This is a genomic window from Mesorhizobium australafricanum (assembly GCF_033977265.1).
Taxonomy (GTDB): Bacteria; Pseudomonadota; Alphaproteobacteria; order Rhizobiales; family Rhizobiaceae; genus Mesorhizobium; species Mesorhizobium australafricanum.
Map to the genome: position 1 here is coordinate 144,689 of NZ_JAVIIT010000004.1, position 25,806 is coordinate 170,494.

Sequence of the window (25,806 nt, forward strand, 5' to 3'; positions counted from 1 at the left end):
TCGATTATCCTCGTTTCGTCCGCGACGTGCCGCCGTCAGGAGCGGCTCCCACGCTTGAGGGGAACCATGAGCAGGAACGCGACATCGTCCGCCTTGCCGTCTTCTCCGCTCAGCCCTTTGCCTCGTCCAAACATCCTGTTGCTGCTGGCCTGCGCCGGCGCGATGCTCTCAGCGACCGGCTGCCAGAAACAGCAGGCGGCGGAAAAGAAGCTGCCGGTGGTGGTGACGACGCAGACTGTCGCGCTCGCCGACTACGCGCCACGAACCTCGTTGACCGGCGTGATCGCTGCCCGGACCCTCAACAATTTGTCGTTCCGCGTCGGCGGCCGCGTCGCCGAACGGATGGTCGATGTCGGCCAGCATGTCGACCAGGGCACCGTGCTTGCCCGCATCGACCCGCAGGAACAGGAAGCCGACCTGCGTTCGGCCCAGGCCGACCTCGACGCGGCACAGGCGCAGCTCACCCAGGCGGCGGCCACTTATCAACGGCAAAAGACGCTGCTTTCGCAAGGCTTTACGACGCGACGGGATTTCGACACCGCCAACCAGACCCTGAAAGTGGCGCAGGGCAGCGTCGATGCGGCGCAAAGCGCTTTGGCCAACGCCAAGGAAAACCTTTCCTATACCGAGCTCAAGGCGGGTGCCGCCGGCGTCATCACGGCGCGTCAGGTCGAGGCCGGGCAGGTGGTGCAGGCGGCGCAGACCGTGTTCACCATCGCCGAGGATGGCGACCGGGACGCCGTCTTCAACGTGCACGAGACGCTGGTGGTCCAGACGCCGCCTTCCCCGGCGGTGACGATCACGCTGCTGTCCGACCCGCAGGTGCGGGCAGTCGGCAAGGTGCGGGAAATCTCGCCGGCGGTCGATACCGCGTCCGGGTCGATCCGGGTCAAGGTCGGCATTCCCGATACGCCGGCCGGCATGCCGCTCGGTGCCGCCGTCATCGGCACCGTCAGCGCCATGCCGGTGAAGGCTGTCCTTTTGCCTTGGCAGGCGCTGACCTCGACGGCCGGCAAGCCCGCCGTCTGGATCGTCGATCTGTCGAGCAAAGCAGTGACGACAGCGCCTGTCGAAGTGCTCGCCTTCGATTCCGGCGTGGTCGTCGTCGACAAGGGTTTGCGGGAAGGCCAGAACGTCGTCACCGCGGGCGGGCAACTGCTCAGTCCCGGGCAGAAGATCGAGATCGCGGGGGCGAGCCAATGAACCGGTTGCCAGGCATCGCTCCCTTGCTGATCCTTACCGCACTTGCCGCCTGCTCGCGCTCGGAAGAGAAGCCGCCGGTGATCATCCGGCCGGTGCTGTCGATGGTGGTCGAACCGAAGACCGTTGAGATCTTCGGCTTCGCCGGCACGGTGCAGCCGCAATACAGCGCCGATCTCGCCTTCCGCCTGCTCGGCCGCGTCGTCTCGCGCGACGTCAAGGTCGGCGACCTCGTCACCAAGGGCACGACGATCGCCGCGCTCGACCCGACGGCGCTGGAGCTTGCCGTCCAGGCCTCGAAAGCCGATCTGTCGAACGCGCAGGCGCAGTTCACCAACGCCGCCGCAAGCGAGGATCGTCAGCGCCAGCTGCTTGCCTCGGCCAACACCTCGCAAGCGACGTTCGATGCCGCCAAACAAGCGCGGCAGGCGGCGGAAGCCGGTGTCGAGCGCGCCAATGCCGCTCTGGCCAAGTCGCAGGAGCAACTCGGCTACGCCCGGCTGTTCTCCGATTTCGACGGCGTCGTCACGGCGGTCGGCGCCGAGGTCGGCCAGACAGTCTCGCCCGGACAGACGGTCGTCACCGTGGCGCGCACCGATCCGCGCGAGGCGGTGGTCGACATTCCCGATCAACTGACCGGCGACCTTGCCGTCGGCACGCCGTTCGAGATCATCCTGCAATCGCTGCCGACCATCAAAGCCGACGCCAAGTTGCGCGAGTTGGCGCCGCAGTCGGAAGGCGCCACGCGCACCCGCCGCGTGCGGCTGACACTGGTCAGTCCGCCGTCGGCGTTCCGGCTGGGCTCGACGATCACTGCAACGCGCATGACCAAGGTCACGCCGACGATCGAACTGCCGTTGTCGGCGCTGCTCGAAAAGGATGGTGCGGAGAAAGTCTGGATCGTCGATCCGCAATCCTCAAGCGTGAGCGCGCGCGAGATCAAGATCGCCTCGAAGAACGGCGGCAGCTTCACGGTGGCCGAAGGCCTTGAGGCCGGAATGCGCGTCGTTACCGCCGGCGTCCACAGCTTGAGCGAAGGCCAGAAGGTCAAGGTACCCGAGGGCGGCGTCTGATGAAGGGCTTCAACCTCTCCGACTGGGCGCTCAGCCACCGCTCCATGGTCTGGTACTTCATGCTGGTCTTCGTGGTGGCCGGCATTTTCTCCTACCTCAATCTCGGCCGCGAGGAAGACCCCGCCTTCACCATCAAGACCATGATCATCCAGGCCAACTGGCCCGGCGCCTCGGTCAAGGAGACGGTGCAGCAGGTGACCGACCGCATCGAGAAAAAGCTCGAGGAGCTCGACAGCCTCGACTTCACCCGGTCCGTCACCACCGCCGGCCAGACCGTCATTTTCGTCAACCTGAAGGACACCACCAAGGCGCGCGATGTCGTGCCGAACTGGCTTCAGGTGCGCAACATGGTCAACGACATCAAGGCGCAGTTTCCGCAGGGCGTGCAGGGACCGTTCTTCAACGACCGGTTCGGCGACGTCTACGGCAACATCTACGCCTTCACCGCCGACGGGCTGACGCCGCGCCAATTGCGCGACTATGTCGAGGATGTCCGCACCAGGATCCTGACCGTGCCGAATGCCGGCAAGGTCGATCTGGTCGGCGCGCAGGACGAGGCGATCTATCTTGAATTCTCGACGCGCCAGATCGCAGCACTTGGCCTCAACCAGCAGGCGATCGTGGCCAGCCTGCAGGCCCAGAACGCGATCACGCCGTCCGGCGTCGTCCAGTCCGGGCCGGAGCGCATCAGCGTGCGCGTCGGCGGCCAGTTCGCTTCCGAGGAAAGCCTGCGGGCCATCAACTTGCGCGTCAACGACCGCTTCTTCCGGCTGAGCGATGTGGCGACGATCCGGCGCGGCTATGTCGACCCGCCGACGGACCTGTTCCGCTTCAACGGCCAGGATGCGATCGGGCTTGCCATCGGCATGAAGCCCAACGCCAATCTGCTCAAATTCGGCGAAGCGTTGCACGAGGAGATGCAGCGGGTGCTGGCCGACCTGCCGGTCGGCGTCGGTGTCCATCTGGTCGCCGACCAGCCGGTCATCGTCGAGGAAGCGGTCTCGGGCTTCACGCGGGCACTGTTCGAGGCGGTCGCCATCGTGCTCGCCGTCTCCTTTATCAGCCTCGGTTTGCGCGCCGGCTTTGTCGTCGCGCTGTCGATACCTCTGGTGCTTGCGATCACCTTCACCGTCATGGCCTATCTCGGCATCTCGCTGCAGCGTATTTCGCTTGGCGCCCTGATCATCGCGCTCGGGCTTTTGGTCGACGACGCGATGATCGCGGTCGAGATGATGGTGGCCCGGCTGGAGGTCGGCGACAATCTGCGCAAGGCGGCGACCTATGTCTACACCTCGACCGCCTTCCCGATGCTGACCGGAACGCTGGTGACGGTCGCCGGCTTCATCCCTATCGGTCTCAACTCGAGCGCGGCCGGCGAATACACCTTCACGTTGTTCGTCGTCATCGCGGTGTCGTTGCTTGTGTCATGGATCGTCGCGGTGCTGTTCGCGCCGCTGCTCGGCGTGACCATCCTGCCCGCAACGATGAAGGAGAAGCATCACGACCAGCCCGGGCGCTTCACCTCGCTGTTCCGGCGCGTGCTTGTCTTTTCCGTGCGCCGCCATTGGCTGACCATCATCGCGACGGTGCTTCTGTTTGCGGCCTCGATCGCCGGCTTCGGGCTTGTCCAGCAGCAGTTCTTCCCGCCTTCCGACCGGCCGGAGCTGATCGTCGACTGGAACCTGCCGCAGAACTCCTCGATCACGGAGACGCGCGACCAGATGGAGCGCTTCGAGCAGCGCGCGCTGGTCGGCAATCCCGACATCGATCATTTCAGTTCCTATATCGGCCAGGGCGCGGTGCGCTTCGTGCTTGCCTATGACGTGCAGCCGGCCAATCCCTATTTCGGCCAGACGGTGATCGTCACCAAGAGCATCGAGGCGCGCAACCGGGTGAAGCCGGCGCTGGAAAAGCTGCTGCGCGCGGAGTTCGTCGGCACCGATGCCTTCGTCAAGCCGCTCGAGCTCGGCCCACCGGTCGGGCGTCCGGTGCAATACCGCGTCGGCGGTCCCGACATCGAGACGGTGCGGGAGCTCGCGCAGCAATTCGCCGGCCTGATCTCGGCCAATCCGAAGCTTGCGGCACCGACCTTCGACTGGAACGAGCCGCAACGCGTGCTCAGGGTCGACGTGCTGCAGGACAAGGCGCGCCAGCTCGGCATCACCTCCTCCGACATTGCGAGCACGCTGAACAGCACGGTGGGCGGCGCGACGATCACGCAGGTGCGCGACGCGACATACCTCATCAATGTCGTGGCGCGGTCGCGCGAGGCCGAGCGCGGCTCGATCGAGACGCTGCAGAACATACAGCTGCCGACCGGAAACGGCGAGGCGATCCCGCTCGCCGCTGTCGCCAATTTCCGCTACGATTTGGAGCAGCCGACGGTATGGCGGCGCAACCGCACGCCGACGATCACCGTGCGCGCCGGCCTGGTCGGCGACGTGCTGCCGGCGACGGTCGTCAACGAGCTGAAACCATCGGTCGATGCCTTCATCGCCAAGCTGCCGCCCGGCTATTCGATCGAGACCGCAGGGTCTGTCGAGGAAAGCGCCAAGAGCCAGGGGCCTATCGCGGCCGTGGTGCCCTTGATGCTGTTCATCATGGCGACCATCCTGATGGTGCAGTTGCAGAGCTTCCAGCGCCTGTTCCTGGTGGTGGCGGTGGCGCCGCTCGGGCTGATCGGCGTGGTGGCGGCCCTGGTGCCGAGCGGCGCGCCGCTCGGCTTCGTAGCCATCCTCGGCGTGCTGGCGCTCATCGGCATCCTGATCCGCAACTCGGTCATCCTGATCGTGCAGATCGAGGACCTGGTCACCGAGGGCAAGCACCGCTGGGCGGCGGTGATCGAAGCGACCGAGCACCGCATGCGGCCGATCGCGCTGACCGCTGCTGCCGCGAGCCTGGCGCTGATCCCAATCGCGCGCGAAGTGTTCTGGGGGCCGATGGCCTATGCCATGATGGGCGGCATCATCGCAGGTACCGCGATCACGTTGCTGTTCCTGCCGGCGCTTTACGTGACGTGGTTCCGGATCAAGGAGCCGAAAGAGGTGGAGCCTGCCGACAGCGCTGTTGTCGCGGAGAGTGGCGCAACCTGAGCCGCAGAATTCGAACGCCGAGTTCCCGCCCACCCCCCTCTGTCCTGCCGGACATCTCCCCCGCAAGGGGGGAGATCGGCAGCTTCGGCATGGCGCCTTTTCGTGAGACCATGGTGATTGGCGAAAATGGCGGAGCGCTTAATCTCCCCCCTTGCGGGGGAGATGTCCGGCAGGACAGAGGGGGGTTGTGACGGAACACTACCTCCGAAACTACACCCGCACAAACCCCTCGCTGGCCCTCAGCAGATTGCGCGTATAATCCTCGCTCACCCGATGCCCGATCAGCTGGCTCGCGGTCAGCGTCTCGACCGCCTCGCCATTCTGCATCACCATCAGCCGCTCGCACATATGGGTGATGATGGCGAGGTCGTGGCTGACCATCAGGAAGGTAAGCTTGCGCCGCCCACGCACCTCTTCGAGCAGGTTCAGCACCTCGGCCTGGACCGAGGCGTCGAGCGCCGAGGTCGGTTCGTCGAGTAGAAGGATAGACGGTTCGAGGACCAGCGCGCGGGCAATCGCCACGCGCTGGCGCTGGCCGCCGGAGAGCTGGTGCGCGTAGCGGAAGCGGAAGCCCTTGCCGAGACCGACCTCGTCCAGCGCGCGCTCGATGCGCTTCTCGCCATCGGCAATGCCGTGGATGGCGAGAGGCTCCTGCAACAGACGATCGACGGTCTGGCGCGGATGCAGCGAGCCGTATGGATCCTGGAACACCATCTGCACGTCGCGGTAGAAAGCCTTGTCGCGGGTTTTGCCGAGCGTCTTGCCGTTGACGGTGATGGTGCCCGAGGCGACAGGCACAAGGCCGGTGATTGCCCTGAGCAGCGTCGACTTGCCGGAGCCGCTCTCGCCGACCAGCCCGTAGGATTCGCCCTCCTTGACCTCGACGCTGACACCCTTCAGCGCACGAAAACGGTCGAACACCACTTCCAGCCCCTGGATGGCGATCGCGGCCGTCATGCCGCCCACTCCGGCTTGCGGTCGAGCACCGGCAACGGATGGCGCTCGAAGCCGATCTTCGGCATGCAGTTGAGCAGGCCGCGCGTGTAGGGATGCTGGGCGTCGCGCAGCTCGGAGGCCTTGAGCTGCTCGACCACCTTGCCGGCATACATGACGACGACCCGGTCGCAGAAGGATGAGACCAGGCGCAGGTCGTGCGAGATGAAGATCAGCCCCATGCCGCGCTCGGCGACGAGCTTGTCGAGGATCTTGAGCACGTCGAGCTGCACGGTGACGTCGAGGGCCGAGGTCGGCTCGTCGGCGATCATCAGTTCGGGCCCGGCGATCAGCATCATGGCGATCATGGCGCGCTGACCCATGCCGCCCGAGACCTCATGCGGATGAAGATCGAAGACGCGGGCCGGGTCGCGGATCTGGACCGCCTGCAGCATGGCGAGCGCGCGCTCGCGCGCCTCGGCTTTGGAGACCCTTTCGTGCGTGCGCAGCGTCTCGACGATCTGGCGGCCGATGGTCATCACCGGGTCGAGCGAATATTTCGGATCCTGCAGGATCATGGCGATCCGATTTCCCCGCAGCGACCGGCGCTGGCGAGGCGATATGGAGAGCAGATCAATGCCGTCGAAGGCGAGTTTCTTCGCCGAAACCTCCGCCTGCGGCGGGGTCAGGCCCATGATGGCGCGACCGGTCTGCGACTTGCCGGAGCCGCTCTCGCCGACAATGCCGAGACGCTCGCGGCCAAGCGAGAAGGAGACGCCGCGAACCGCCTGTACAAGGCCGGTGCGGGTCGGGAAGGTGACGCGCAGATCGTCGACTTCGAGAAGCGTGTCGCTCATTGGTCACCACTCCGGGGGTCGAGCGCGTCGCGCAGGCCGTCGCCGAGCAGATTGAAGCCGAGGCTGACGATCAGAATGGCGGCACCCGGAGCCGCGGCCACCCACCACTGATCGAGAATGAAGCGGCGGCCGGACGCGATCATCGCGCCCCATTCGGGCAGCGGCGGCTGCGCGCCGAGGCCGAGGAAACCGAGACCGGCGGCGGTCAGGATGATGCCCGCCATGTCGAGCGTCACCCGGACGATCAGCGAGGAAATGCAGAGCGGCATGATGTGGCGCAGCACGATGCGGAAGGGCGAAGCGCCCATCAGTTGCACCGCCTTGATATAGTCCGAATTGCGCACCGTCAGCGTCTCGGCACGCGCGATGCGCGCATAAGGCGGCCAGGAGGTGATCGCGATCGCCAGCACGGCGTTCTCGATGCCTGGCCCGAGTGCCGCCACAAAAGCCAGCGCCAGCACCAGCTTCGGAAAGGCGAGGAAGATGTCGGTGACGCGCATCAGGATAGCGTCGGTCCAGCCGCCGGCATAGCCGGCCACGGTGCCGACCAAGAGGCCGATGGGAGCCGCGATGACGGCGACGAGGATCACCACATAGAGCGTCCAGCGCGAGCCGTAGACGATGCGGGAATAGATGTCGCGGCCAAGGTCGTCGGTGCCGAACCAGTGCGCGGCGCTTGGCGGCAACAGGCGGGCGTTCTTCAAATCGCCGATGGTCGGCGAATAGGGCGCCAGCACATCTGCGAGAGCGGCGACGACCAGCAGCGCGATGATGATCATCAGGCCGACAAAGGCGAGCCGGTTCGCCGAGAAACGCCGCCAGGTGACATAGGCGCGGCCGAGCCTTGCCTGCATGCGTGAGGCCGGCCGCTCGCTGAGCAGCCATTCGCGGCGGGAGAGGGAGCCGGCGTCGGAGGCGCTCATGACGAAGCCCCTGGGAGCTGTCGACCCCCGCTCCGGTCTGCTTCGCAGGCCACCTCTCCCCCGTTCGACGGGGGCGAGGAAAGGCGCCAGGCGTGCGACCGGCTTTTCCTCTCCCCCGGACAGGGGGAGAGGTGGTCCGAAGGGCCGGAGTGGGGGTGATTGGCCGCAGCCAAGCCCGACGGTGCGATAGCTCTGCTCATTCGGCCTTCGTCCTTGGATCGAGCAGCCGGTAGAGCAAGTCGGACAGAAGGTTGATGCCGATGAAAACCGAGCCGATGGCGATGGTGCCGCCGAGCACCGCGTTCATGTCGGCATTCTGCAGCGAATTTGTGATGTAAAGCCCAATGCCCGGCCAGGAGAAGACGGTCTCCGTCAGCACCGAGCCTTCGAGCAGGCTGGCATAGGAAAGCGCTATCACCGTGACCATCGGCACCGCCGCGTTGCGCAATGCATGGCCCCAGATGATGCGCGTTTCGGAAAGGCCCTTGGCGCGGGCGGCGACGATATATTCCTGCGACAGCTCGTTCAGCATGAAGGAGCGCGTCATGCGGCTGATATAGGCAAGCGCGAAATAGCCGAGGAGCGCGGCCGGCAGGATGATGTGACGGTAGGCGTCATAAAAGACATCCCACTGCCCCTGCATCGCGGCATCCAGCAGGTAGAAGCCTGTGATCGGCGTGAAAGTGTATTCGTAGACGACGTCGAGCCGCGCCGGGAAAGCGACCCATTGCAGCTTGGCGTAGAAGAGCACGAGCCCCAGCAGGCCGAGCCAGAAGATCGGCACCGAATAGCCGATCAGGCCGATGATGCGCACGACCTGGTCGATGAGGCTGCCGCGCTTCACCGCGGCCAATACCCCGAGCGGCACGCCGATCACGGCGCCGATGATGGTGCCCAGCGTCGCCAGCTCGATCGTCGCCGGGAAGACGCGGCGGATGTCGGACATCACCGGATTGGTGGTCAATACCGAGGTTCCGAAATCGCCGTGAAGGGCGCTTTTCACATAGATATAGAACTGCTCGATCCAGGGCAGGTCGAGACCCATCTCACGACGCGTACGCTCGACGACGGCGATGGGCGCCCGGTCACCGAGCACGGCCAGCACCGGGTCGATCGGGATGACGCGGCCGATGAAGAAGGTCACCGCGAGCAGACCGAGATAGGTCGTCACCGCGATGACCAGGAAGCGGCCGATCGATGATAAAATCGCGACGGCACGAGCGCTATCGCGCCCTGCCGCCGCCTGATTGTCAGCTACGCTCACGCGTCGCGTCCGCCGGGTCTACTGCTTGGAGACCGACCCGACGAAGTTGGTGTCGAAGCTCGGGCCGAGCTTGAAATCCTTGAGGTTCTTGCGCAGCCCGGCCACTTCCAGCTGCTGATGGATGATGACAAAGGGGCTGGTGTCGAGGATCTTCTGCTGCAGGTCCTTGTACATGTCGGCGCGCTTGCTCGAATCCTTCTCCAGCAGCGCCGCCTCGGTTTGCTTGGTCAGGTCCGGAATGTCCCAGGCATTGCGCCAGGCGAGCGTGTGGGACTTGCCGGCATCCGAATTGTCCGGGTTGGAGGCGAAGGTCTGGGCGTTGGAGTTCGGATCGAAATAGTCCTGGCCCCACTGGCCGATATAGATGTCGTGGTTGCGGGCGCGATACTTGGTCAGCGTCTGCTTGCCGTCGCCGGGGATGATCTCCAGCTTGATGCCGGCTTGCCCGAGCGTCTGCTGGATCGATTCCGCCATGCCTGTCTCCGGCTGTTTGCTGCGCACGTCCATGGTCACCTTGAAACCATCCGGCAGGCCGGCCTTGGCAAGCAACTCCTTGGCCTTGGCGACATCGAGCTTGAAGGGATTGTCGTCGATTGCGCCGAGGTCGCCCTTGGGCAGGAAGGATTGGTGGATCTCGCCGATGCCCTTGAGGATGGTCGTGCTCAGCGCGTCATAGTCGACCAGATATTTGAACGCCTGGCGCACCTCGGGCTTGGCGAGGTTCGGGTTCTTCTGGTTGAGGCTGATGTAATAGACCGTGCCCTTCGGCGCGCTGGTGGTGGTGAGGTCGGCGTTCTTGGCGATGGCATCGAGATCGTTCGGCTCGAGGTTGCGGGCGACGTCGATGTCGCCGGCTTCCAACGCCAGGCGCTGCGCCGAGCTTTCCTTCATGTTGCGGTAGATGACGCGGGCGAGCTTGGCCTTGTCACCATTGTAGTTGTCGTTGCGCTCCAGCACGACGGCTTCGTTGGCGCGCCATTCGCGCAGCTTGAACTGCCCGGAGCCGGCATAGCCGGTCTTCAGCCAGGCATTGCCAAAGTCGTTGTCCCATTTGTAGTCGGCGCTCGGCGTGGCCGCCGCGACATGTTCCTTGACCAGCTTGGCATCGACGACGGAGGCGACCGTGGCCGACAGGCAGTTGAGCACGAAGCTCGGCGCATAGGCCTTGTCGACGACGAATTGGAAGGTAGTGTCGTCGACCGCTTTGGCCTTCTCGGTGACATTGTCGCCGCTGATGCCGAACTGACCGATGATGAAGGCCGGGCTCTTGTCGAGCTTGATGGCGCGCTCGAAGGAATAGGCGACATCGGCCGCGGTGATCGGATTGCCGGACGCGAACTTCATGCCGGGCTTGAGCTTGAAGGTGTAGGTCAGGCCGTCATCGGAAACGGTCCAGCTCTCGGCGAGGTCGCCCTTGACCTTGGAGGTATCGCTGAGGTCGAGACGAACCAGGAGATCATAAGTGTTGCCGGTGACCTCGGCCGTCGACAGCTCGAACGCCTCGCCCGGATCCATCGAGATGATGTCGTCGATGGCAAAGCCTTCGACCAGCGTGTCGGCCGGCGTGACCGCGAAGGCGGGCGTTGCGAGCAACGCAGTCATCGCCACACCCGCAAGCAAGCTACGGAGCGCAAACTTTTCCAGCATCATGGTGATCGTTCCCTGTTTTGTTGACCTGAGTTCCCGGCTCAGGGCTTCATTATTCTTCTCGAAGCCGGCAGCGGCATGGACCACGTACCGTCGTGGTTTTTGTCCAGTTGGTCAACACCCTATTCGGCGCCGCGCGAACCGGCAACGCGCATTTGCGAGATAGTCTATTGGACCTGAACGGGCCGCGACGAGTCGACCTATGTGCCGGCTAATCGAAGCCGCCAATCGGGAAAAATCTACTGCAGTCGGTGGCCCGGATGCACTGCTATTTCAGCTGCGCAACCAGGCTCGCATCGGGAAAACAGGTCGCGGGCCTACCGTTCTTCGCTTGCCAGGCGCCGATCGAGCGGCGCGTCTTGAAACCGGGCAAGCCGTCGGCGCTGCCGACGTCATAACCCTTGGCCTCCAGCGCGCGCTGTAGCGCCGCGATGTCGGACCGATGCAGGTCGCCGACCGCGCCCCAGCTGGCGTTAAAGGTAGCGTCACCCTTGGCGATGCGATCGGCCGCGTGGCCGATGAACAGGGCATAGAGGTCGCTGGTGTTGTATTCCTTCAGCACGTAAAAATTCGGCGTGACGACGAAGGCCGGACCGCTGCGCCCGGCCGGCATCAGCAGGAAGCCCTCGGCTTTCAGCTCGCTCGCCGGGAATGCCTTGCCGTCGACGCGCCTGATGCCCATCGCCACCCAATCGGAGATCTTCTTGCCCTGGTCGGGGCCTTCGAGCGAGCAGGAGACATTTGCCGGCACCGTCACCTCGGTCCCCCAGCCGCGGCCCCTCACCCAGCCGTAATGGACGAGGTAGTTGGCGATCGAGGCGAGCACGTCGGGCGTGGAATTCCAGATGTCGGGCCGTCCGTCGCCGTCGAAGTCGACGGCGTGCTTGAGGAAGGATGTCGGCATGAATTGCGGCTGGCCGAGTGCGCCGGCCCAGGACGACTTCATGGCATTCACCGGTGCCAGACCGCGCTCGACGATTTCGAGCGCCGCCAGCACTTCGGTGCGGAAGAAATCCTTCTTCGTCGACATGAACGCCTTGGTGCCCAGCACCTCGAAGGCATCGTAGGGCATCTTGGCTGCGCCGAAGCCGGTCTCGCGGCCCCAGATCGCCAGCACGATCTCGCCCGGCACGCCGTAGCGCTTCTCGATCAGCCCGAGCACCCTGGCGTTGACGCTATCGCGCGAACGTCCGCCTGTGGTGACGGCGCGGATGATCTTCTCCGCGAAATAGTTGGCCGGCGGGCCGAACTCGGCCTGGTGCTGCTTCTCAGGGGTCGTCGGCTGCTCGCCGGGCATGACGAGATCGGGCAGCTTGAGGTTCGGCTTCACCCCGGTGAAGGCCTCGTCGAAGGTTTTCCTGGAGATGCCTTTTGTCTTGGCCTCGGGCCAGAGGTCGGTTTGCAGCCAGGCCTGGAACTGGTCGTCGATGGGGGCGGCGTGGGAGGGGGTTCCGAAGGAGAAAACCAACGCGGCCAAAATGAAAACAGTGACGAATACGCGAAGGTGGCGTTCCTTCACACCCCCCTCTGTCCTGCCGGACATCTCCCCCGCAAGGGGGGAGATCGGATGTCGCGCACGCTTTCGCCAATCATCAACGTTGCAGGACGGTGCGGGGCGCCTAAACAGCCAATCTCCCCCCTTGCGGGGGAGATGTCCGGCAGGACAGAGGGGGGTGCCTGGCACAAGCTTCGAAGGATGCATTTCAGTCATGGCGCGCATCCCTCCGGTGCATCCCCTCAAAACGCCGTCCTCGCCCGCAACGCCGCAGCCAGCGTGCCTTCGTCGAGGTAATCGAGCTCGCCGCCGACCGGCACGCCATGCGCCAGCCTTGTCACCTTGATGTCGAAGCCTGACAACTGATCGGTCAGGTAATGCGCCGTTGTCTGCCCCTCGACGGTAGCATTGACCGCGAGGATGACCTCCTTCACCTCGCCGCCGGCGACGCGGTCGACCAATGAGCGGATGTTGAGCTGGTCCGGACCGATGCCGTCGAGCGGCGACAGCGTGCCGCCGAGCACATGGTAGCGCGCGTTCATGGCGGCCGCGCGCTCCAGCGCCCAAAGGTCCGAGACGTCTTCGACGACAATGAGCGTGCCGGCGTCGCGGCGCGGATCGGTGCAGATCATGCAAGGATCGAAGGTGTCGACATTGCCGCAGGTCGAGCAGATGCGAACCTTGTCGACCGCCTCGCCCATGGCGGCCGCCAAAGGCTCGAGCAGCTGTTCCTTCTTCTTGATGAGATGGAGTGCCGCGCGCCTGGCCGAACGGGGCCCAAGCCCCGGCACCTTGGCCAGGAGCTGGATCAGGCGTTCGATTTCCGGTCCGGCGATTCTCTTCGACATCGCTCTGATCTAGAGCAATTCCAGGAAAAGTGCGAAGCGGTTTTCCGTCCGGAATTGCGTCAAAGCGAAAAGGTGGAGCAGTTCATCGTTTCCCTGGAACGGTGAACTGCTCCAGGATTTTTCAGCGCGGTTTGGAACAGCCGGCAAGAGCACAGGGCCCGCCATGCTGCCATGGCGGGCCCTGCTCTGGATGGAATCGGGTTTCAGTTGGTTTCCAGCGGCCGGCCCTGGCTGACGATCATCGCACCGATGGCGTCGGTGTTCTCAGGCGTCGACTGGAAGCCCATCGACGCTTCCTGCGGCGGGTTTGGCACCGAGGTGATGTAGCGACCCTTGAGCGTGCCGCCGAAACGCGTGGCGTCCGGTTCGGCCATCGGCTCCTGCATCGCCACGACCGTCTGCTTTTGCGCGATACGGCCGGACTTCGCGAATAGTGCAGCCGGCGCTGCGGCAGCGGTCACATAGGTCTGTTCGGCGGAAGCGTCCTCGGTTTGCGCGGCGGCCATTGCGGCCTGCTTTGCGGGGTCTGGACGAACGATCGTCTTGACGATCGGCTCGGCGGAGGCCACGAGCACCGGCGCGGCGGCCGCGGGCTTCTGCTGGCCATCCGAGGTCATGGCGACCATCGGCTCGTCCGGCAGCGGCTGCCAGTTGCGGCCGCGCTTCTCATAGAAGGCGTTGCCGCCGGCCACCATCGTGTAGTGCATGTTATTGTAAGGGAAGCGCAGGCCGGCGGTGTGGAAATACATCGTGTTCTTGAGTTTAGCCTTGCGCTCGCCTCGCAGCACCGCGTCCGCAGCTTCCTCGACATCGGGCAGCGCTCTCGAATTCATCGGCCGGGTCATCACGCCGGGCGCGAACTGCCCCTTCTCGCCGACGACCTCGCAGATGGTGTTGCCATGCTGGCCCGAGCGCAGACGGTTCATCACGACCGTGCCGACGGCGATCATGCCGTCGCGGCTCGACCGGTTGGACTCGAAGAACATCGCCCTTTGCAGGCATTCCTTGTCCTTCAGCGAGTGGCTGGAGGAACGTGTGAGGAAGCTCGGCGTAAGCGCGTCGGTCAGGCCCGACACCGACATGCCATGGGAGGAAGTGGTCTGGCTGCAGCCGGCCAGGAGCAAGGGGGAAGTGACGATGCCGACGAGCAGCAGCGGCGTCTTCCATCGCGTCGCGATCACCAAAAAAGCCTCATGTCCAGATGCCAGCCCGCCCCGAGATGTGGCAAGAATGAGACTCTTTCGGGCAAAAAGATGGCTAGAGGGTTAGCAACTTCTGGACTTGGGTAAAACTTTATGAAAGCCGCGAAATGAGCCCGTGAGCAACGCCGGCAAAATGGTTAACAACGCGCCGCGCACTCAATTTCCGTTCATAATCAATTAACTGGCGGATGCCGCCTCAGAACGGCAATTTCATTCCGGGCGGAATCGGCAGGCCCGCCGTCAACGCCTTGGTCTTCTCCTGCATGATCTGCTCGACCTTATTTTTGGCGTCATTGTGGGCGGCCAGGATGAGGTCCTCGAGGATCTCGGCTTCGTCCGCCTTGATGAGCGAGGGATCGATCTTAAGCGCCTTCATCTCGAATTTGCCGGTGAGCGTGATGCTGACCAGACCGCCGCCGGCCTGGCCGGTGGCTTCGAGCGTGGCTATCTCGTCCTGCATGGCCTGGAACTTGGCCTGCATTTCCTTTGCCTTGCCCATCAGGCCGAGAAGATCTTTCATCGGGTTGTCCTCTAAGATTGTTTCAGATTTCGTCGTCGTCGGCGGCAGGCTCGACCGGCACTTCGGCCTCGGTCACTTCCACGTCCGGCACGTCCGGAATGCGCACGTCGATGATCTTGGCGCCCGGAAAGCGGGCGAGGATGGCCGCGACCGTCGGGTCGCTCTTGGCGTCGGAGAAGGCGTTCTCGCGCTTCGTCGTCTCCATCTCGGCCAATGTCTGGCCGCCCTCTTCCTTCGACAGCGACACCAGCCAGTTGCGGCCGGTCCAGGCGCGCAGCTTGGAGGTCAGGTCGTTGAGCAGCATCTTGGGCGCGTCGTCGGTCAGGGTGACGTCGAGACGGCCTGGCTCGATGCGCACCGGCCGCACGCAGCGTTTCAAGAGCACCTTGAAGGCCATGTCGCGATTGGCGTCGGCAAGCGCAACAATGTCGGCCAGCGATTTGACCGGAACGACAGGCGTCTCGGTGACCGGTTCCGGCGCCGGAACAAACGCGGCGGGCGCGGGCTGCGCTTCGACCAGGCGCATGGTCTGCGCACCGCCACCGGAGGTCGGCATCCGGGTCTGCGCGACAGCACTGGCGCCGCCGCCATTGCCCGGATTTGCCGGTGCTGCATTGGCGCGCGGAACGCCGTTCGGCAGCGGGCCGGCGCCTTCCAGCGATTTCAGCGCCTCGTCCAGTGTCGGCAGGTCGGCGGCATGCGCCAGCCTGATCAGCACCATTTCGCCGGCGCTGACCGGGCGGTTGGACGACTGCACCTCGGGTATGCCCTTGAGCAGCATCTGCCAGGTTCGCGACAACACGCGCACCGAGAGCGTGCCGGCGAATTCGGCGCCGCGCCGGCGCTCGTCCTCGGAGAGCGACGCGTCGTCTGCGGCTGTCGGCACGAAGCGCAACCTGGTGACGAGGTGGTTGAATTCGGCAAGATCGGTGAGCACGGCAGCCGGATCGGCACCGGTGTCGTATTGCGCGCGGAACTCGGCCAGGGCCGCCGCCACGTCGCCCTTCATGACATGCTCGAACAGGTCGATGATGCGGGCGCGGTCGGCGAGGCCGAGCATGGCGCGCACCGCATCGGCGCTGACGGTGCCGCTGCCATGGGCGATCGCCTGGTCAAGGATGGAGAGCGAATCGCGCGCCGAGCCTTCGGCGGCACGCGCGATCATCGCCAAGGCCTCGTCGTCGACGGAAATGCCTTCCTTGGCCGCGATCGAGGACAGATGCCCGACCAGCGCGCCGGCATCGATGCGCCTCAGGTCGAAGCGCTGGCAGCGCGACAGGACCGTGATCGGCACCTTGCGGATCTCGGTGGTGGCGAAAATGAATTTGACGTGCGGCGGCGGCTCTTCCAGCGTCTTCAACAGGCCGTTGAAGGCCTGGGTGGAGAGCATGTGCACTTCATCGATGATGTAGACCTTGTAGCGGGCCGAGACCGGCGCGTAGCGCACGCGGTCGATGATGTCCCTGATGTCGTCGATGCCGGTATGCGAGGCGGCATCCATCTCGATGACGTCGACATGGCGGCCTTCCATGATCGCCTGGCAATGCTCGCCGGGGATCGAAAGATCGACCGAGGGTTGGTCTACTGTTGCGGTCTTGTAGTTCAAGGCCCTCGCGAGGATGCGCGCGGTCGTCGTCTTGCCGACACCGCGCACGCCGGTCAGCATCCAGGCCTGGGCGATGCGGCCGGTGGCAAACGCATTGGTCAGCGTGCGGACCATCGGCTCCTGGCCGATCAGCTCGGAAAAATTCGAAGGACGGTATTTGCGCGCCAGGACGCGATAGGCGCCGGCCTTTCCTGTTTCCAGGCTTTCTGGCCCCAAATTTCCGGCTTCGCTCATTCGCCGTCAAAAGCTCCCAGGACCGCGACGGAAGGCGGCCGATTCCTGCGCATAGTCTCACCCGCACGGCTTGGCACCGTCAATGTCGCGGGAGAAAGGCGAAGAGGTGGGAGGCTGGAACAATGACCCGTTCCGGGCTCGTTAGGGCTGCTTCCTTCCGGACCTGACCCGGTTGGCGAGTGGATCGTCCACCACCAACCTCCCGCGCTCCATATCGGCAATTCGGCGGCGAAATGCAAGGGCAGAGCCGGAACCTGCAGCCACATAGCGACTGGAAAGTCCTTCAAATCGATAACAGCGGTCAATGAATCGCTTGCAGCCACCTTGCCGCCGCTCTAGCGTTCCGGGTTTGGAAAATGCTTACAAAAGCAAAGGAAACGCCCATGCTGCCTGGCCTCAAGGCCGGATTTACGCTGGACGCCCGGCTGGAGGCGGATAGCGAGCAGCTTATGTGGCTTGGCCTTTGCGAGCTCAGGCTGATGAACGACCGCCGCTGGCCATGGCTGGTGCTGGTGCCGCAACGGCCGGGCATGGAAGAAATCCACGAAATGACGCCGCTCGACCAGGCGATGCTGACTTTCGAGACCAATATGGTGGCGCAGGCGCTAAAGCGGGTGACCGGCTGCACCAAGATCAACACCGGCGCGCTCGGCAATATCGTGCGCCAGCTGCATGTCCACGTCGTCGCCCGGTCCGAGGGCGATCCCGGTTGGCCAGGACCGGTCTGGGGTCACGGCATTCGCGAACCCTACCAGCGCTCCGATATCAGGCGGTTTGCCCAAACGATCAAGGCGGCGCTATAAGCTGACCAGTGTCCACCTGCACATTCCCGAGTCCCCATGAGCTTTCGCCTGTTTGACGCGCCCTTGCGCGAGCCGAGCCAGTTCGTCGGTTTCGCCGGCAACCAGATCGACCGGCAGTCCGAGAACCGCGCCGACGATGCGGTGGAAAAAGCTCTGGCCGACCCAACCGCGCGGCTGATGCTGATGCATGGCGGCCGGCTCTATCTCAAACTCGACGACGGCAAGTTCGACCCCTGGTTCAAGGCGGATGAAAGCCAAGCCTTCGAGGTTTCGCTCGACCACGGTGTGCTGCTCGGCTTTTCCGACAGCGGGCCGGTGCTGGCGGTGCCTGCCGGCATCGAGCCGGAAAAACTGCCCGAGACGATCAAGGCGATCGATTATCGTTCCGTCTACATGCAGGGGCTGATCGACGAGGCGGCCGCCGGCGCGCTGGCGCAGGGCGCGGCACTGCTCGCCTGGCACGCAAGCCACGCCTTTTGCTCGAAATGCGGCAACCGCTCGGAGATGCGCGCCGGCGGCTACAGGCGGCATTGCCCGGCCTGCGGCACCGACCATTTCCCGCGCACCGACCCGGTGGCGATCATGCTGACGGTGACGCGCGAAAAATGCCTGCTCGGGCGCGGCAAGCATTTCGCGCCAGCCATGTATTCGGCGCTTGCCGGCTTCATCGAACCGGGCGAGACGATCGAGGCGGCGGTGCGGCGCGAAACGCTGGAGGAGGCGGGCATTAGGCTCGGCCGCGTCGTCTACCACGCCAGCCAGCCCTGGCCGTTTCCCTATTCGCTGATGATCGGCTGCTTCGGCGAGCCGATCAACGAAGACATCCAGGCCGACCTCAACGAGCTCGAGGACTGCCGCTGGTTCCTGCGCGACGAGGTGCGCACGATGCTGGACAGGCAGCATGCCGGTGGCTTGATTACACCGCCGAAAGGGGCGATCGCCCATCACCTCATCCGCGCCTGGGTCGACAGCGAATAGGAGCCGAGAAATGATCCGTCACACCGTCGTGTTCACGCTGAAGCATCCCTTGCAGTCGCTGGAGACAAAGCGGTTCCTTCACGACGCCAAGAAAATCCTCACCGGGATCAAGGGCGTCACGCATTTCGAGCAGCTGCGGCAGGTGAGCCCGAAGAACGACTACCAGTTCGGCTTCTCGATGGAGTTCGCCGACCAGGCCGCCTACACGCGCTACAACGAGCATCCCGACCACGTCGCCTTCGTGCGCGACCGCTGGGTGCCCGAGGTCGATAAGTTCATGGAGATCGACTACGTGCCGCTGGGGTTTGGCTGACCAAAATCGGTTCCGGCATCAATCACAATAGTGAAACATTTCGTCCCCTGCTGCTCCCTTTCTGCGGCTTTGACGATTAGCGAAATCAGCAGTGACAGCGCCCCTCTCCCCGTCACTATACGGGGAGAGGATGCCGGCAGGCAGGTGAGGGGCGGCACAGACGCTGGAGGCCAAATGCGAGCTTCTGGCCTCGACTCGAATTTGGACGCGTTAACCGTCGAAGTCAGCGCTGCCCCTCATCGCCCTGCCGGGCACTTCTCCCCGTATAGTGACGGGGAGAAGGGGCTGGCCGCGGCGCCGGCTCCTTCCTGAAAACGTGCGAAAAGGCTAATCCGCCACCTTCCACTGTTCGCGCGAGGCGCTTGCCGGATAGACGCCGAGGATGCGCACTTCGCGCGAGAAGAAGCGCAGTTCGTCGAGCGCCAGCTTGACCAGCGGATCGTCCGGATGGCCCTCGATGTCGGCGTAGAACAGCGTCGCGGTGAAGGCGCCGAGCTGGTAGCTCTCCAGCTTGGTCATGTTGATGCCGTTGGTGGCGAAGCCGCCCATGGCCTTGTAGAGCGCGGCCGGGACGTTACGGACACGGAAGATGAAGGTCGTCATCATCCTGGCGTCCGGCGCGGGGCGCTCCACCCATTGCTTGTTCTTGGTCAGCACGACGAAGCGGGTGACGTTGGAGTCGGTGTCCTCGACATTCTTCTCGATGATGTCGAGCCCATAGAGCTCGGCGGCTAAAGCCGGCGCCAGCGAGGCCATGGTGCGGTCCCTGACCTCCGACACCATCTTCGCCGAGCCCGCCGTGTCGCCGGCGACCACCGGCTTCCAGCCGTTCTTGCGGATGTATTTGCGGCACTGGCCGAGCGCATGGATGTGGCTGTGCACGGTCTTGATCTCTTCGCGGTTCACGCCCGGCAGCACCATCAGTTGGAAGTGGATCGGCAAGAAATATTCGCCGACGATATGCAGCTTCGATTCCGGCAAGATGTGATGGATGTCGGCCACGCGCCCGGCGATCGTGTTCTCGATCGGGATCATGGCAAGCTCGGCCTTGCCGGTCTCGACCGCGTTGAAGGCGTCCTCGAAGGTCGGGCAAGGCAACGGTTCCATCGACGGGAACATGTTGCGGCAGGCGGTGTCGGAGTTGGCGCCGGGCTCGCCCTGGAAGGAAATTCTGTTGGTCTTAGCGGTCATGCCGATATCTCAGTTTGAAAGGATCTTTCTTGCCCGCTCGAGGTCGTCGGGCGTGTCGACGCCGAGCGGCAGCGATTGGACGATCTCGGCGTCGATGCGCATGCCGGCTTCCAGCGCGCGCAGCTGCTCCAGCCGCTCGCGACGCTCCAGCGGCGACGGCTTCAGCGCCACGAAGCGTTCGAGCGCTGCGCGGCGATAAGCGTAAAGGCCGATGTGATGATAGAGCGGACCCTCGCCCCAGGGCGCGGTGGCGCGGGTGAAATAGAGCGCTTTCAGCCGTGTCGACGACAGCGGCGAGCCAACGATCTTGACCACGTTCTGGTTGGTCTTCTCCTCGTCGCGCACGATCTCGACGCCGAGCGTGGCGATATCGACCGACCTGTCCTCGAACGGCCGCAGCGACGCGCCGATGATCTCGGGATCGATGGTGGGCAGGTCGCCCTGGACGTTGACGATCGTTTCCACCTGCTGTTCGGGATCGAGGGCCGTCAGCGCCTCGAAGATCCGGTCCGAGCCGGATTCGTGATCCATGCGGGTCATGACCGCTTCGAAGCCATGCGCGCGCACGGCCTCCGCGACCGCTTGCGTGTCGGTCGCCACCACCACGCGGCCAAGCCCGGCCTCGGCGGCGCGGCGGGCGACGTGGACGATCATCGGCGCGCCCGCAATGTCGGCCAGCGGCTTGCCCGGCAGGCGCGTCGAGGCCATGCGGGCGGGGATCAGGATCAAGGTTGACATCGGATTTCAGGGCGGTCGAAAAACGCGGATGGAAAAGTGGCAAAAGGTCTCACTGGAAGCGCCCTTATAGGTGTTGCAACGCCAGAGCAAAAGACCTAGTTTCCGCCCGATTTGACTGGCCTTTCGGGGCAGTTCGCGATACCGACGGACGGAGTGGACGGGACGGTCCGCCGGAAAAGGGAGCAAGGGGCGTATGGATTCCAGCGAAGTCAACAAGCTGCTCGGCGGATTTCTGGGAACCTGCTTCATCGTCTTTTCGATAGGCCTGGTCTCGGACGGGCTGTTTGCCTCGCCTGCCCCCGAAAAGCCCGGCTTCGCCATCGAAGCCCAGGAGCCGACGGAGGGTGGCGCCGCCGCGCCTGCCGCAGCCGAAAAGCCGATCGCCGACCTGCTTGCCACCGCCAGCGCTGACGCGGGTGCGGCCATCTTCAAGAAATGCCAGGCCTGTCACTCGGGTGAAAAAGGCGGCCCGAACAAGGTCGGCCCCGATCTTTGGGACATCGTCGACCGTCCGGTCGCCTCGCATGAGGGCTTCGCCTATTCGGCCGGCATGAAGGAATATTCCAAGGGCGGCACCGAGAAGTGGACCTACGAAAACATCAACCGCTTCATCACTTCGCCCAAGAAGGACGTGAAGGGCACGGCGATGGGCTTTGCCGGCCTGCCGAAAGAAGAAGACCGTGCCAACGTGATCGCCTATCTGCGCACGCTGTCGGACAATCCGAAGCCGCTGCCGCAGCCGGGCGCCGCCGCCGACGCTTCCAAGCCTGCGGACGCTGCCGCGAAGCCTGCGGACGCTGCCGCCAAGCCGGCCGAGGGAAACGCTCCGGCCAAGCCCGCCGCGCCCGCTCAATAAACAACCCGCTCAATAAACAATTTGTCATAGAGACTTCCTTGGAAAAGCCGGGTTCGTCCCGGCTTTTCTGTTAGGAAAGCCGCATATTGGGTGACAAAGACTGCCCTTTCGGTTTTCACCGCCGTCAAATGATCTAGATTGCGGGTGGGTAGAGCAATTCCAGGAAAAGCGGGGAACCGGTTTTCCGTCCGGAGTTGCATCGAGACAAAGCGATAGAGCGGCCGTCGTTTCCGTGAAACGAAGAATGCTCCAGGGTTCGCGACGAGGAGAACGCATGAAGGTTGGCCGCTTCCGCACGCTTTTCGCATCGGCGTTCGCGCTCGCCTTCGCCACCAGCCTGCAACCCGGCTTCGCCGATGAGTGGCACACGACGTCCTCACTGATCGGCCCTTCCAAATATGGCGAGAATTTCCAGCGCTACGACTACGTCAACCCGGATGCGCCGAAAGGCGGAAGCTACAATTCCGTGGTTACGGGCACATTCGACAGCTTCAACCCCTATATCGTGCAGGGATCGCCGGCCTCCGGCTTCGCGCAATTCGGCGGCGGGCTGCTCTACGATACGCTGATGGATCAGGCGACCGACGAGGGTAGCGTCAGCCACCCTCTCATTGCCGAGGCTTACAAGTACCCACAGGATTATTCCTCGGCTACCTACAGGCTCGACCCTCGCGCGAAATGGCATGACGGCCAGCCGATCACCGTCGACGACGTGATCTGGTCCTTCCAGGTGCTCAAAACCAACAGCCCGATGTACAACCGCTATTTCGAGAACGTGACCGAAGCGGTCGCGGTCTCCGACCGTGAGGTCGAATTCCATTTCAACCAGAAGGGCAACCGGGAACTGCCCAAGATCCTCGGCGATCTCGTCGTGCTGCCGAAGCATTGGTGGGAGGGTACCGACGCCAGCGGCAAGAAGCGCGACATCACAAGGCCGACGCTCGAGCCGCCGCTGGGCTCCGCCGCCTACAGGATCGCCGGCTTCAAGCCGGGTTCGGAAATCGTCTGGCAGCGCGTGCCCGACTATTGGGGCGCCAAGCTGCCGGTGAAGATCGGGCGTGAGAATTTCGACACCCAACGCTTCACCTACATACTGGACGACAATGCCACCTGGCAGGCCTTCACCAAGGGCGGGCTTGACGACATCAAGCCGGAAAACAGTTCGCGGCGCTGGGCGACGGCCTACAATTTTCCGGCGGTCAGCGCAGGCGACGTGATCAAAAAGGAATTCAAGACCACATCGCCTGAGCCGATGCAGGCTTTCGTGCTCAACCAGCGGCGGCCGCTGTTCCAGGACCGGCTGGTGCGCGCGGCGCTGACCTATCCGTTCGACTTCGAGACGATGAACCGCACGCTGTTCTACAACTCGAACACGCGCACCAAGAGCTATTTCCAGGGCACCGAGCTGGCGTCGAGCGGACTGCCACAGGGCAAGGAACTGGATATCCTGGAAAAATACCGCGACAAGCTGCCGCCGGAACTGTTCACCCAGGAATTCAAGCTGCCGGTCTACGATTCACCGCAAGCAGAGCGGAAATACCTGAAGCAGGCGGTCGACCTCTTCGCCCAGGCGGGCTGGGTGATCAAGGGCGGCAAGATGGTGAACGCCAAGACCGGCGCGCCGTTCAAGTTCGAGATCCTTGGCTGGAACGACACCGACCAGGTCATCGCCAGCCCTTGGATCGCCAATCTGCGCAAGATCGGCGTCGATGCCACGCTGCGGATCATCGACCAGACCCAGTACATCAACCGCGTCAACAACTTCGATTACGACGTCGTCACCAGCATACTCGCGCAATCGGAATCGCCTGGGAACGAGCAGCGCGACTTCTGGAGCTCGAAGGCGGCGGACACGCCAGGATCGCGCAACTATTCCGGCATCAAGAACCCAGTCGTCGACGCGCTCGTCGACCGCATCATTTTCGCCACCGATCGCGACGATCTCGTCGCCACCACCCATGCGCTCGATCGGGTGCTGCTGTGGAACTACTATGCCGTGCCGCAATACTACCGCGCGGTGGTGTGGCTCGCCTATTGGAACAAGTTCGGCATGCCGGAAAAGCAGCCCACTTACCGCGGCGCCGATATCGATTCCTGGTGGATCGACGCCGCGAAGGAAAAGGCGCTGGCTGCCAAATACAGGGGCAACTGATGAGGCGGCAGACATTGCTTCCTCGTCGCGAATTCCTGGCGCTAGGCGCTGCAACGGCGGCTGCGGCACTGCTGTCCGGAAAGGCTTTCGCCGCCATTCCGACCGGCGTCAAGGTGCACGGCCTGTCGGCCTTCGGCGATCTCAAATACAAACCGGATTTCACGCATTTCGACTATGTCAATGTCGATGCGCCGCAAGGTGGCACTTTCAACTTTTCGCCGCCCAACTGGGGCGCCAATCAAAGCCCGCAGACATTCAACACGCTGAATGCATTCGTCCCCAAGGGGGATGCGCCGCAGCGTATGGAAATGTGCTTCGACTCCTTGATGGTACGGGCGCTCGACGAGCCGGACTCGGTCTATGGGCTGATCGCCGACGGTGTCACAATCTCGGACGATCGCAACGGTTTCACCTTCTCACTGCGCCCGCAGGCGCACTTCCATGACGGCACGCCACTCACTGCCGACGATGTCGCCTTCACCTTCAAGCTGCTGAAGGACAAAGGGCATCCGGACTACGCGTTGCCGCTGACGCATCTGGACGACGCCGTGGCGAAGGACGCCCACACCGTCGAGCTCAAATTTGACGGCAAGCAGTCGGCCCGCACAATCCTCAACATTGTCGGATTTCCGATCCTGTCCAAGGCCTTTTTTACGGCCAACCCGTTCGATTCCTCGCAGCTCAATCCGCCGCTCGGATCGGGCGCGTACAAGACCGGGCGCTGGTCGGCGGGCGCCTGGATCGAGTATGAGCGGGTAGTCGACTATTGGGGCAACGACCTGCCGGTCAATCGCGGCCAGAATAATTTCGCGCGTATCCGCATCGAGTTCTATCAAGACCGCACGGCCGGCTTCGAGGCTTTCAAGAAGGGGGAGATCCTCTATCGCGAGGAGTTCACCTCACGCGTCTGGGCGACCGCTTACGACTTTCCGGCCTTCACAGCCGGCAAGGTGGTCAAGCACGAATTCCCGGCCGAAACGGTGCCCTCAATGCAGGCCACGGCCGTCAACCTGCGGCGCGAGCAGTTCCACGACCCGCGCGTGCGGCAGGCGATCGCGCTCTGCTTCGATTTCGAATGGACACGGCGTAATTTCTTCTATGGCTCCTATGAGCGCTCGCAATCCTGCTTCGAGAAATCGGACTTTCGCGCCGACGGCACACCATCGCCGGAGGAACTCGCCCTGCTCGAGCCGTTGCGCGACAAGCTGCCGCCGGAGGTCTTCGGCGAGGCGGTGACGCAACCGGCTTCGGACGGTTCGGGGCGTGACCGCAAACAACTCGGCAAGGCCGCGAAGCTGCTTGGCGAAGCGGGCTGGAAACGCTCCGGCGATTTCGTCGTCAACGACAAGGGCGGGCGGCTGCCCGCCGAATTCCTCGTCGACGACGAGACCTTCGTGCAGGTCTATTCGCCGTGGGTCGCCAATATGAAGGCGATCGGCATCGATGCCTCGATCCGGCTGGTCGATTCGGCCCAATACCAGCTCAGGCAATCGACGTTCGATTTCGACCTGGTCTCGGCCGCTTTCTCCTTCAGCGCCACGCCGACCCGCGATGACCTTGAAATCTTCTTTCATTCGCGAAGTGCGGGCGTTTCAGGCTCGCGCAACCTGCCTGGCATAGCGAGCCCGGCCGTCGACGCGCTCATAGACGCCGTCGGTGCGGCCAAGGACCGCGACAGCCTGACGGTCGCGATGCGGGCGCTCGATCGGGCCTTGCGCGCGCAGCGCGATTGGATTCCAAGTTGGTATCTGGCGAATCACCGAAGCGCCTATTGGGACATGTTCGGCTTTCCCGAGCATAAACCCGATTTCGGCTTTCCGGTCGAAGCGCTGTGGTGGGTCGACAAGGGCAAGGCGGCAAAAATTGGCAAGGCCTGACACT

General features: G+C 63.8%; 21 protein-coding genes and 1 other RNA gene. 9 read left to right on the forward strand and 13 right to left on the reverse strand.

Translation table 11 applies throughout. From position 1 onward, the window contains the following. The first annotated feature begins 66 nt into the window (after positions 1–66). From RFM98_RS09935 to RFM98_RS09945, 3 genes are read left to right on the forward strand one after another with little or no spacing between them, the layout of a single operon-like run. Positions 67–1,203 carry an efflux RND transporter periplasmic adaptor subunit gene (locus tag RFM98_RS09935; RefSeq protein ID WP_320308694.1) on the forward strand — a complete coding sequence of 379 codons (1,137 nt, stop codon included), beginning with the start codon at positions 67–69 and terminating at the stop codon, positions 1,201–1,203. Beyond that, a complete protein-coding gene (locus RFM98_RS09940; RefSeq protein ID WP_320308695.1) occupies positions 1,200–2,273 on the forward strand; it encodes an efflux RND transporter periplasmic adaptor subunit in 1,074 nt (357 codons plus the stop codon). The genes RFM98_RS09935 and RFM98_RS09940 overlap by 4 nt, the downstream gene beginning before the upstream one ends. Further along, complete coding sequence (locus tag RFM98_RS09945) at positions 2,273–5,365, forward strand: efflux RND transporter permease subunit (protein ID WP_320308696.1); 3,093 nt, start codon at positions 2,273–2,275, stop codon at positions 5,363–5,365. Before RFM98_RS09940 ends, RFM98_RS09945 begins: the two co-directional genes overlap by 1 nt. 210 nt (positions 5,366–5,575) lie before the next feature. Here the strand turns inward: RFM98_RS09945 and RFM98_RS09950 are convergent, their stop codons facing one another. From RFM98_RS09950 to ffs, 11 genes are all read right to left on the reverse strand, one after another. Next, positions 5,576–6,322 carry an ABC transporter ATP-binding protein gene (locus RFM98_RS09950; RefSeq protein ID WP_320308697.1) on the reverse strand — a complete coding sequence of 249 codons (747 nt, stop codon included), beginning with the start codon at positions 6,320–6,322 and terminating at the stop codon, positions 5,576–5,578. Next, positions 6,319–7,155: an ABC transporter ATP-binding protein gene (locus RFM98_RS09955; protein WP_320308698.1), complete on the reverse strand. Its 837-nt coding sequence runs from the start codon at positions 7,153–7,155 to the stop codon at positions 6,319–6,321. The genes RFM98_RS09950 and RFM98_RS09955 overlap by 4 nt, the downstream gene beginning before the upstream one ends. Next, entirely contained in the window at positions 7,152–8,078 is a 927-nt protein-coding gene (gene nikC, locus RFM98_RS09960) for a nickel transporter permease (RefSeq protein WP_320308699.1), read from the reverse strand. Before nikC ends, RFM98_RS09955 begins: the two co-directional genes overlap by 4 nt. A gap of 196 nt (positions 8,079–8,274) precedes the next feature. Further along, on the reverse strand, positions 8,275–9,342 hold the full coding sequence (locus RFM98_RS09965) for an ABC transporter permease (RefSeq protein WP_320308700.1): 1,068 nt from the start codon (positions 9,340–9,342) through the stop codon (positions 8,275–8,277). A gap of 18 nt (positions 9,343–9,360) precedes the next feature. Then, entirely contained in the window at positions 9,361–10,989 is a 1,629-nt protein-coding gene (locus RFM98_RS09970) for an ABC transporter substrate-binding protein (protein ID WP_430682291.1), read from the reverse strand. 268 nt (positions 10,990–11,257) lie between these two features. After that, a complete protein-coding gene (locus tag RFM98_RS09975; protein ID WP_320308702.1) occupies positions 11,258–12,532 on the reverse strand; it encodes a lytic murein transglycosylase in 1,275 nt (424 codons plus the stop codon). 194 nt (positions 12,533–12,726) lie between these two features. Further along, a complete protein-coding gene (gene recR, locus RFM98_RS09980; RefSeq protein WP_320308703.1) occupies positions 12,727–13,332 on the reverse strand; it encodes a recombination mediator RecR in 606 nt (201 codons plus the stop codon). A 203-nt stretch (positions 13,333–13,535) separates the two neighbouring features. After that, entirely contained in the window at positions 13,536–14,513 is a 978-nt protein-coding gene (locus RFM98_RS09985) for a cell wall hydrolase (RefSeq protein ID WP_320308704.1), read from the reverse strand. A 217-nt stretch (positions 14,514–14,730) separates the two neighbouring features. Next, positions 14,731–15,054 (reverse strand): YbaB/EbfC family nucleoid-associated protein, encoded by a 324-nt coding sequence (locus tag RFM98_RS09990; RefSeq protein ID WP_027165932.1) that lies wholly within the window; start codon positions 15,052–15,054, stop codon positions 14,731–14,733. A 22-nt stretch (positions 15,055–15,076) separates the two neighbouring features. Further along, on the reverse strand, positions 15,077–16,894 hold the full coding sequence (locus tag RFM98_RS09995; RefSeq protein WP_320308705.1) for a DNA polymerase III subunit gamma/tau: 1,818 nt from the start codon (positions 16,892–16,894) through the stop codon (positions 15,077–15,079). Between the two features lie 106 nt (positions 16,895–17,000). Further along, an RNA gene (gene ffs, locus RFM98_RS10000) (signal recognition particle sRNA small type) lies at positions 17,001–17,097 on the reverse strand. Positions 17,098–17,277: 180 nt separating this feature from the next. On the opposite strand from ffs, the gene RFM98_RS10005 reads away from it, so the two are divergent. From RFM98_RS10005 to RFM98_RS10015, 3 genes are read left to right on the forward strand one after another with little or no spacing between them, the layout of a single operon-like run. Beyond that, positions 17,278–17,697 carry an HIT domain-containing protein gene (locus tag RFM98_RS10005; protein ID WP_320214238.1) on the forward strand — a complete coding sequence of 140 codons (420 nt, stop codon included), beginning with the start codon at positions 17,278–17,280 and terminating at the stop codon, positions 17,695–17,697. 36 nt (positions 17,698–17,733) lie between these two features. Next, positions 17,734–18,675 carry an NAD(+) diphosphatase gene (gene nudC, locus RFM98_RS10010; protein WP_320308706.1) on the forward strand — a complete coding sequence of 314 codons (942 nt, stop codon included), beginning with the start codon at positions 17,734–17,736 and terminating at the stop codon, positions 18,673–18,675. 10 nt (positions 18,676–18,685) lie between these two features. Then, positions 18,686–18,988: a Dabb family protein gene (locus tag RFM98_RS10015; protein WP_320214236.1), complete on the forward strand. Its 303-nt coding sequence runs from the start codon at positions 18,686–18,688 to the stop codon at positions 18,986–18,988. A gap of 327 nt (positions 18,989–19,315) precedes the next feature. Here RFM98_RS10015 and RFM98_RS10020 read toward each other — a convergent pair whose 3' ends face one another. Both RFM98_RS10020 and RFM98_RS10025 read right to left on the reverse strand, forming a co-directional pair. Further along, the gene (locus RFM98_RS10020; protein ID WP_320308707.1) at positions 19,316–20,179 is read right to left on the reverse strand and encodes a prephenate dehydratase; all 864 of its coding nucleotides are present in this window, start codon (positions 20,177–20,179) and stop codon (positions 19,316–19,318) included. 9 nt (positions 20,180–20,188) lie between these two features. After that, positions 20,189–20,917 carry a 3-deoxy-manno-octulosonate cytidylyltransferase gene (locus tag RFM98_RS10025; RefSeq protein WP_320308708.1) on the reverse strand — a complete coding sequence of 243 codons (729 nt, stop codon included), beginning with the start codon at positions 20,915–20,917 and terminating at the stop codon, positions 20,189–20,191. A 193-nt stretch (positions 20,918–21,110) separates the two neighbouring features. Here RFM98_RS10025 and RFM98_RS10030 point away from each other — a divergent pair, with 193 nt between their 5' ends. From RFM98_RS10030 to RFM98_RS10040, 3 genes are all read left to right on the forward strand, one after another. Beyond that, positions 21,111–21,773, forward strand: a complete 663-nt coding sequence (locus RFM98_RS10030) for a c-type cytochrome (protein WP_320308709.1) — start codon at positions 21,111–21,113, stop codon at positions 21,771–21,773. Positions 21,774–22,047: 274 nt separating this feature from the next. Then, positions 22,048–23,925 (forward strand): extracellular solute-binding protein, encoded by a 1,878-nt coding sequence (locus RFM98_RS10035; protein WP_320308710.1) that lies wholly within the window; start codon positions 22,048–22,050, stop codon positions 23,923–23,925. Further along, a complete protein-coding gene (locus RFM98_RS10040; protein WP_320308711.1) occupies positions 23,925–25,802 on the forward strand; it encodes an extracellular solute-binding protein in 1,878 nt (625 codons plus the stop codon). The genes RFM98_RS10035 and RFM98_RS10040 overlap by 1 nt, the downstream gene beginning before the upstream one ends. Positions 25,803–25,806 lie beyond the last annotated feature (4 nt).

Bases quoted from the DNA above. Each gene is read 5' to 3' on its own strand.
- RFM98_RS09935 (WP_320308694.1), top strand. From the start codon at position 67: ATGAGCAGGAACGCGACATCGTCCGCCTTGCCGTCTTCTCCGCTCAGC.
- RFM98_RS09940 (WP_320308695.1), top strand. From the start codon at position 1,200: ATGAACCGGTTGCCAGGCATCGCTCCCTTGCTGATCCTTACCGCACTT.
- RFM98_RS09945 (WP_320308696.1), top strand. From the start codon at position 2,273: ATGAAGGGCTTCAACCTCTCCGACTGGGCGCTCAGCCACCGCTCCATG.
- RFM98_RS09950 (WP_320308697.1), bottom strand. From the start codon at position 6,322: ATGACGGCCGCGATCGCCATCCAGGGGCTGGAAGTGGTGTTCGACCGT.
- RFM98_RS09955 (WP_320308698.1), bottom strand. From the start codon at position 7,155: ATGAGCGACACGCTTCTCGAAGTCGACGATCTGCGCGTCACCTTCCCG.
- nikC (WP_320308699.1), bottom strand. From the start codon at position 8,078: ATGAGCGCCTCCGACGCCGGCTCCCTCTCCCGCCGCGAATGGCTGCTC.
- RFM98_RS09970 (WP_430682291.1), bottom strand. From the start codon at position 10,989: ATGCTGGAAAAGTTTGCGCTCCGTAGCTTGCTTGCGGGTGTGGCGATG.
- RFM98_RS09975 (WP_320308702.1), bottom strand. From the start codon at position 12,532: ATGTCCGGCAGGACAGAGGGGGGTGTGAAGGAACGCCACCTTCGCGTA.
- recR (WP_320308703.1), bottom strand. From the start codon at position 13,332: ATGTCGAAGAGAATCGCCGGACCGGAAATCGAACGCCTGATCCAGCTC.
- RFM98_RS09990 (WP_027165932.1), bottom strand. From the start codon at position 15,054: ATGAAAGATCTTCTCGGCCTGATGGGCAAGGCAAAGGAAATGCAGGCC.
- RFM98_RS09995 (WP_320308705.1), bottom strand. From the start codon at position 16,894: ATGAGCGAAGCCGGAAATTTGGGGCCAGAAAGCCTGGAAACAGGAAAG.
- RFM98_RS10005 (WP_320214238.1), top strand. From the start codon at position 17,278: ATGCTGCCTGGCCTCAAGGCCGGATTTACGCTGGACGCCCGGCTGGAG.
- nudC (WP_320308706.1), top strand. From the start codon at position 17,734: ATGAGCTTTCGCCTGTTTGACGCGCCCTTGCGCGAGCCGAGCCAGTTC.
- RFM98_RS10015 (WP_320214236.1), top strand. From the start codon at position 18,686: ATGATCCGTCACACCGTCGTGTTCACGCTGAAGCATCCCTTGCAGTCG.
- RFM98_RS10020 (WP_320308707.1), bottom strand. From the start codon at position 20,179: ATGACCGCTAAGACCAACAGAATTTCCTTCCAGGGCGAGCCCGGCGCC.
- RFM98_RS10025 (WP_320308708.1), bottom strand. From the start codon at position 20,917: ATGTCAACCTTGATCCTGATCCCCGCCCGCATGGCCTCGACGCGCCTG.
- RFM98_RS10030 (WP_320308709.1), top strand. From the start codon at position 21,111: ATGGATTCCAGCGAAGTCAACAAGCTGCTCGGCGGATTTCTGGGAACC.
- RFM98_RS10035 (WP_320308710.1), top strand. From the start codon at position 22,048: ATGAAGGTTGGCCGCTTCCGCACGCTTTTCGCATCGGCGTTCGCGCTC.
- RFM98_RS10040 (WP_320308711.1), top strand. From the start codon at position 23,925: ATGAGGCGGCAGACATTGCTTCCTCGTCGCGAATTCCTGGCGCTAGGC.